The sequence below is a fragment of the Arthrobacter sp. HY1533 genome, assembly GCF_027568515.1.
Taxonomy (GTDB): Bacteria; Actinomycetota; Actinomycetes; order Actinomycetales; family Micrococcaceae; genus Specibacter.
In genome coordinates, this window is record NZ_JANKZF010000051.1 from 1 (window position 1) to 6,247 (window position 6,247).

6 protein-coding genes are annotated in these 6,247 nt (G+C 66.6%); all 6 read right to left on the reverse strand.

From position 1 onward, the window contains the following. Nucleotides 1–171 precede the first annotated feature (171 nt). Complete coding sequence (gene fabF, locus PCK14_RS19175; protein WP_269940122.1) at nt 172–1,431, reverse strand: beta-ketoacyl-ACP synthase II; 1,260 nt, start codon at nt 1,429–1,431, stop codon at nt 172–174. A 123-nt stretch (nt 1,432–1,554) separates the two neighbouring features. Further along, nucleotides 1,555–1,800, reverse strand: coding sequence for an acyl carrier protein (locus tag PCK14_RS19180; RefSeq protein WP_038462997.1), 246 nt, complete (start codon nt 1,798–1,800; stop codon nt 1,555–1,557). Between the two features lie 87 nt (nt 1,801–1,887). Next, nucleotides 1,888–2,949, reverse strand: a complete 1,062-nt coding sequence (locus tag PCK14_RS19185) for a beta-ketoacyl-ACP synthase III (RefSeq protein WP_269940123.1) — start codon at nt 2,947–2,949, stop codon at nt 1,888–1,890. Next, complete coding sequence (locus PCK14_RS19190; protein WP_269940124.1) at nt 2,946–3,899, reverse strand: ACP S-malonyltransferase; 954 nt, start codon at nt 3,897–3,899, stop codon at nt 2,946–2,948. The genes PCK14_RS19185 and PCK14_RS19190 overlap by 4 nt, the downstream gene beginning before the upstream one ends. Nucleotides 3,900–4,074: 175 nt before the next feature. Next, complete coding sequence (locus PCK14_RS19195) at nt 4,075–5,337, reverse strand: PucR family transcriptional regulator (RefSeq protein WP_269940125.1); 1,263 nt, start codon at nt 5,335–5,337, stop codon at nt 4,075–4,077. A gap of 173 nt (nt 5,338–5,510) precedes the next feature. Then, on the reverse strand, nt 5,511–6,247 hold a 737-nt coding region (locus PCK14_RS19200; protein WP_442864768.1), incomplete at its 5' end, for a transketolase-like TK C-terminal-containing protein.

Consider the following 6,247-nt stretch of genomic DNA (forward strand, 5'->3'; position numbering starts at 1 on the left):
CGGCGAGGACCGCCGCCATTTCCGCGGCAACTCTGGATCCCCCACCAGATCCAACTTTTTCGTTAAAGACGACACGGTCGTTGCAACTCCTAAAACTAGGTGTTGCAACGACCGCTAGAACTCGCCCAAATGGTGGGCGCCGCCGTCGTTCTTGTCCGTGCAAGGGTGTAGCTAGGCCATTTCAACCTTGGGGCCCGTGCTGCGGATGGCAACAACTGCGTTGTGGCCGCCGAAGCCGAACGAGTTGTTCAGCGCCATGATCTCGCCCTCGGGGAGTTCACGCGGGGTTCCGGTGACAACATCCAGCGGGATTTCCGGATCCTGGTTTTCCAGGTTGATCGTGACCGGTGCCAGGCGGTGGTAGACGGCCAGGACCGTCAGTACCGACTCGACAGCGCCCGAGGCGCCCAGCAGGTGCCCCATCTGCGACTTCGTGGCCGAGACGCACACGTTGTTGACGTGGTCTCCCAGTGCGGCCTTCAGCGCGGTGTACTCCGGCTTGTCGCCCACGGGGGTTGAGGTGGCGTGCGCGTTGACGTGCGCCACGTCCTCGGGCAGGGCGCGGGCGTCGAACAGGGCGGCCTTCAGGGCGCGGGTGGCACCCAGTCCCTGGGGGTCCGGAGCCGTGATGTGGTACGCGTCGGCGGTGACGGCCGTGCCGGCCAGCTCACCGTAGATGCGGGCGCCGCGGGCAATGGCGTGCTCTTCGGCTTCCAGCACCAGTGCGCCGGCGCCTTCACCCATGACAAAGCCGTCGCGGCTGATGTCGTAGGGCCGTGATGCCGTCTCCGGGGAATCGTTGCGCTTGGAGAGTGCCTGCATGGCGGCGAAGGATGCCAGGGGCATGGGGTGGATGGCGGCTTCGGCGCCACCGGCCATGACGACGTCGGCCTTGCCCGAGCGGATCAGCTCAAGGGCAATGTGCAGGGCCTCGGTGCCGGAGGCGCAGGCGGAGACGGGGGTGTGCGCGCCGGCGCGGGCACCCAGGTCCAGGCTGACGGCTGCGGCAGGCCCGTTGGGCATGAGCATCGGCACGGTCATGGGCAGCACGCGGCGGGGGCCCTTTTCGCGCAGCGTGTCCCAGGCGTCAAGGAGGGTCCAGACGCCGCCGATGCCGGTGGCGAAGGCCACGGCGAGGCGGTCGTGGTCGATCTCCTCGATGCCGGAGTCCTTCCAGGCCTCACGGGCGGCCACAACGGCGAACTGGGTTGAGGGGTCCATGCGCTTGGCTTCGACGCGGCTCAGCACCTCGGTGGCGGGAGTTGATGCCTTGGCGGCGAAATGCACGGGAAGTTCGTACTTTTCCACCCAGTCGTCGGTGAGCGTGTGGGCACCGGAGACACCCTTCAGGGCGTTCATCCACATGGTCGGGACGTCGCCGCCAATGGGCGTGGTGGCACCCAATCCGGTGATGACTACTTTGCGGGCCATGGTTCAACTCTCTAAAAAAATAGGGGGCAGGTGAGGCAGGAAATTGTGTGGTTGGCCGGTGTCCTGCTTACCGGCCAACCACAATGCCCGTTCCGCGCGAGCGGGACGGGGCGGGCAGGGCTGTTAGGCCTGTGCGCCTGCGATGAAGCTGACTGCGTCGCCGACCGTCTTGAGGTTCTTGACTTCCTCGTCCGGGATCTTGACGTCGAACTTCTCTTCGGCGTTGACCACGATGGTCATCATCGAGATGGAGTCGATGTCCAGGTCGTCCGTGAAGGACTTGTCCAGCTCAACAGCCTCGGGGGCCAGGCCGGTCTCTTCGTTGACGATTTCGGCCAGGCCGGCCAGGATTTCTTCGTTGCTAGCCATTGACGGCTCCTTTTCTTTTTTGCGCAGGACCGAAGGTTGTGGTCCTGTTCAGACATGAATCGCCCCTCGGGTGAGGGGAGATGCGATTTAGGGAAGGCGCACCACTTGGGCGCCAAACACCAGTCCGGCACCAAAGCCGATCTGAAGCGAAAGTTTACCGGAGAGCTCCGGGTTCTCCGCCAGCAGCCGGTGTGTTGCCAGGGGAATGGAGGCCGCCGAGGTGTTGCCGGCGTCGGCAATGTCCCGGCCGATGATGACGTGCCCGGGCAGTTTCAGCTGCTTGGCGAGCTCGTCGATGATGCGCATGTTGGCCTGGTGCGGCACAAAGGCGCCGAGGTCATCGGCAGTAATGCCGGCCTCGTCCAGGGCCTTCTTGGCCATCTTTGCCATCTCCCACACGGCCCAGCGGAACACTGTCTGGCCGTCCTGGCGCAGGGTGGGCCACAGCGTGGAGTGGGCCTCGTCGGCTGCGGCGAGGGCCACGCCGTCGCCCTTCATGGCCTGCTCGCTGAAGTCGCGGATGTCCAGCTGCGAGTGGGTCATGCCGATGGTGTCCCACTTGCTGCCGTCGGAGCCCCAGACGGAGGGGCTGATGCCCGGCTCGTCCGAGGGGCCGATGACCACGGCGCCGGCGCCGTCGCCCAGCAGGAAGGAGATGGTGCGCTCGTGGTTGTCAATGACGTCCGAGAGCTTCTCGGCGCCGATGACCAGCACGTAGTCGGCTGTGCCGGAACGGACCAGGGCGTCGGCCTGGGCCACGCCGTAGCAGTAGCCGGCGCAGGCTGCTGAGATGTCGAAGGCCGGTGCCGGGGTGGCGCCGAGCCTGTCGGCAATCTGTGCGGCGGCCGACGGCGTGGCGTACGGGTGCGTCACGGTGGAGACCAGCACGGCACCGATCTGGGAGGGCTCGATTCCGGCCTTGGCGATGGCCTCGGCGCCTGCGGAGACGGCCATGTCAACCACGGAGACGTCCTTCGGGGCGCGGTGGCGGGTGATGATGCCGGTGCGCTGCTGGATCCACTCGTCGGAGGAGTCGATCCACTGGCAGACGTCCTCGTTGGTGACGATGACCGAGGGGCGGTAGGCGCCAATGCCGAGGATGCGTGATCCGGCGTTGGTGGCCTTCTGCTTCAGGGTGGGGGTGCTCACAGGGTTCCTTCTTCCAGCGAAGAGTGCGCCGCGAGCATTTCTGCTGCAGCCTCAAGGTCATCGGGCGTCTTGACGGCGAGAGTGGCGATGCCGGGCATGCCGCGCTTGGCCAGGCCCGTCAGGGTGCCGGCCGGGGCCAGCTCGATCAGTCCGGTCACGCCCATGGCCGACATGGTTTCCATGCACAGGTCCCAACGCACGGGGCGCTGCACCTGGGCGATCAGCGACGCAAGTGCCGCTTCACCGGAAGGCACGACGGCGCCGTCGTAGTTGGAGAGCAGCGGCACCTTGGGTGCGTGCGGTGCCAGCGACGGGGCGAGCACCTCAAGGGCGGACACTGCCGGGGCCATGTGGTGGGTGTGGAACGCGCCGGCCACCTGGAGCGGGATGACCCGGGCCTTGGCGGGCGGGGCTGCCACGAGGGCGGCGATCTGCTCCAGCGTGCCGGCCGCAACCGTCTGGCCCTTGGAGTTCATGTTGGCCGGGGTCAGCCCCGCGGCCTCGATGGCGGCGATGACCTCATCCGGGTCCCCGCCCACCACTGCGGCCATGCCCGTGGGGGTGGCTGCGGCGGCATCCGCCATGCGGTTGGCGCGCTCACGGACAAAGGCCATGGCATCTGCGCTGGACAGCGTGCCGGTCAGCGCGGCGGCGGTGATTTCGCCGACGGAGTGGCCGGCCACCACCACGGAGCGTCCGGCCAGCGCTGCCGCGGCATCGCCGCCGAGCAGGGCCTGGGCCGTGATGAGCCCGGCAGCCACAATGAGCGGCTGGGCAACGGCCGTGTCCTTGATGGTTTCGGCATCCGAGGTGGTGCCGTGGGCCAGCAGGTCGATGCCCGCGGCATCGCTGAGGGCGGCCAGCTGTTCCGCAACTCCCGGGCGTTCAAGCCAGGGTGAAAGGAAGCCGGGGGACTGGGAGCCCTGACCAGGGCAGACTATTGCAAGCACATTTACCAGCTTTCCAAACTTGGCGGCATATTCACGGTGTTTCCATACACCAAGGTCTTCTGCACAATTTGTAGGAAGTCTACAACGGGTGCACGTTTCCGGGGCTGTCGGCACGGGGTTTTAAGTGAAAAACAACCAATTCGCACCCTGTGGCCGGTTCCCGTCCGCCCTGGGCCTAGGCCGGGGGAGCGGCCTTGCCTGCGGGCCCTGACTTTCCCGCCGGCGGCTTTGCAGGTGTTGCAAGCCGGCCCACGATCATGGCGGTCTGCAGGACAAAGGCCTCGCGCGGGATCAGCGGGTCCCAGCCGGTGACGTCGCAGACCCGGCGCAGGCGGTAGCGGACGGTGTTGGAGTGGACAAAAAGCTCCCGTGCCGCGGCCTCCAGTGAATGGCCGCCCTGCAGGTAGCTGCCGAGTGTCTCCACGAGTCCGTTGGATGCCGCCACGAGGGGCCGGTAGATGCCGGTGAGCAGTGCGCGCCGCGCCGACTCGTCGCCGCCAATGACACGCTCGGGCAGCAGGTCATCGGCGGAGACGGGCCGTGGCGCCGCCGACCAGCCCTTGACCACGGCAATGCCGGCGAACGCCGCCTTGGCCGAGGCCGTGGCCTCGCCAAGGGTTGCCGCGGGCGGCCCGTAAACCACGGGTCCGGGGGCGAACAGCTCGCTGAGGCGGACATGGGCGGAGTTTGGGTCGGCCACCTTGCCCAGGACAAGGATCAGCTTGTCGCCCTGGATGCCCACCATGACGTCTTCCGCGAAGCGGGCCGCGGCCCGGCGCAGTGTGGCCAGGAAGGATGCGTTGGCCTCGGCGGGGGCAGCGCCAACCATGATGGTGAAGTGTCCATGCGAGGTCCAGCCCAGCGCGGAAATGCGCGATTGCAGGGCATCGGGATTCTCCCCGCGCAGGATTCCGTCCACGGCCAGTGCCTCCAGCCGGGTGTCCCATGCGCCGCGGTTCTCCGCCGCGCGTGCATAGACGTCTGCGGCGGCGAAGGCCACCTCGCGGGAGTAGCGCAGCACGGCCTCACGCAGTGCAACCTGGTCCTCGGGAGCTGCCAGTTCAGGCACCCTGTCCTCGACAACCTGCACCACCGTGCGGATGAGCTGCAGTGCCCGCTGCAGGCTGATGGAGCGTGTCAGCTCCGTGGGTGCCGTGCCGAAGACATCGGAGAGCACCCAACTGGGCGAGGACGGCTGCTCGTACCAGGAGACGAAGGCCGTGATGCCGTTCTGGGCAACCAGGCCCAGCGAGGAGCGCTCATCGGCGCTGAGCCTGCGGTACCACGGCAGGGTGCTTTCAAGTTGGGTGCGCATCATGGTGGACAGCGTGCCGATGCTGGAGCGGAGCCGCTCCAGGGTTTCCGGCACCGCGTTGCTGCCCGCACCCGGCTTCGGGGCCGGATCCTTTGCTGCTGCCGCTGAATTTTTGACTGCCATGCCTTGAGGATATGTGTTTGAGCCCCAGGGTGCCATTTGTGTGAACCCCACAACTGTTCCGTGCCGCAGCCGCTGCTGCGGCTCGGAACACCGGGCGCAAAGCAAAACGGGCGGTTGTAGTTTCTGTGGAGGTTCCACAGAAACAACAACCGCCCGTTGAGGCTTGGTGCTTTTTAGCCTTCTCCGCCTGCGTTGCCGGTGGTGCCGGCGTTGACGTTGAGGAGGTCGTACTTTGCGGCTGCCTGGGCGGCTGCGTTGGGGTCGATCTTGCCCTGCTTGGCGAGCATTTGCAGGGTGCGGACCACCACGGAGTGGGAGTCGATCTTGAAGTAGCGCCGTGCGGCTTGGCGGGTGTCGGAGAAGCCGAAGCCGTCGGCACCGAGGGTGGCGAAGTCGTTGGGCAGGAACTGGCGCACCTGGTCCGGGACGGCCTTCATGTAGTCGGTGACGGCGATGACCGGTCCCTGCGCATCAGCCATTTTCGCGGTGATGTAGGGAACACGGGCTTCGCGTTCGGGGTGCAGGAAGGATTCTTCCTCCGCAGCCAAACCGTCGCGGCGCAGTTCGGTCCAGGAGGTCACGGACCACACATCGGCGGCGACGCCCCACTCTTCGGCGAGGATCTGTGCGGCTTCCAGGGCCCAGGGAACGGACACGCCGGAGGCCAGCAGCTGGGTGCGGGGCCCGTCGTGTTCGCTCTTCTTGAGCAGGTAGATGCCCTTGTTGATGCCCTCGACGTCGATGTTCTCCGGTGCCTTGGGCTGGCTGATCGGCTCGTTGTACACGGTGATGTAGTACATGACGTTGGGATCTTGGGAATCCGGTCCGTACATGCGCTCGATGCCGGCGCGCACGATCGCCCCGATTTCGTAGCCGTAGGCGGGGTCGTAGGTGATCACGGCCGGGTTGG